Origin of the sequence: Pseudomonas sp. FIP_A4 (assembly GCF_036701605.1) — a bacterium.
GTDB classification, from domain to species: domain Bacteria; phylum Pseudomonadota; class Gammaproteobacteria; order Pseudomonadales; family Pseudomonadaceae; genus Stutzerimonas; species Stutzerimonas phenolilytica.
Map to the genome: position 1 here is coordinate 1 of NZ_JAYDXP010000062.1, position 645 is coordinate 645.

Consider the following 645-nt stretch of genomic DNA (forward strand, 5'->3'; position numbering starts at 1 on the left):
GGGAACGGCAGATGAAGGAGCAACTCCAGCAGTGGCAACAGGCGTGGCAGCAGCTCATTGCACCGGGCGCACCGTTCGAGGTGGTCGGTGCCGATAACGGCAGCCGGCACTTTCGCAATGCGCCGGCGCACCTGATCGAGCTGATAGAGGTTATGGCAGGGGCGGCTGGATTCGAACCAACGCATGCCAGGATCAAAACCTGGTGCCTTACCGCTTGGCGACGCCCCTGTAGAGTAAAAAATCGCGTGCGATTCGACGCGTACGAACCTGATAGAGGTTATGGTCGAGAGTGCGGTTCATGGTGGCGGGCCTCAGGCTGCGGGGCTGGTGGCCAGGGCTGCGCGGTAGTTGCCAAGCGCATGTTCGGCCTGCTTGCACGCGTGTACCCGATAGTCTACATGCGAAAGATCAGGTTTCGGGTACTGACGAACCATTGCTTCGAGCGCTACGGCTACCTGGTCATCCCCAATCTGTTCAGTGCCGCGTAAGTGGCGCTTTTTCGCGCCGAACTCGAGCGCATGCGCCGGGATCCGGCCGTCGCCGACTCCGGCAAGACCATCCAGGAACCCGACAGCGGCGCGAAACAGCGCCACTTCCGCGGCACTGAACAGATTGGGGATGACCAGGTAGCCGTCGCGCTCGAAG

2 protein-coding genes and 1 tRNA gene are annotated in these 645 nt (G+C 61.7%); all 3 read right to left on the reverse strand.

The features are described 5' to 3' along the window. Positions 1 to 185 (reverse strand): hypothetical protein (locus tag U8L64_RS00500; RefSeq protein ID WP_333392737.1); only part of this gene is annotated, 185 nt, incomplete at its 3' end. Next, positions 154 to 228, reverse strand: a tRNA-Gln gene (locus U8L64_RS00505). The genes U8L64_RS00500 and U8L64_RS00505, both read right to left, overlap by 32 nt. A gap of 83 nt (positions 229 to 311) precedes the next feature. Continuing rightward, positions 312 to 645 (reverse strand): hypothetical protein (locus tag U8L64_RS20200; protein WP_442965256.1); only part of this gene is annotated, 334 nt, incomplete at its 5' end.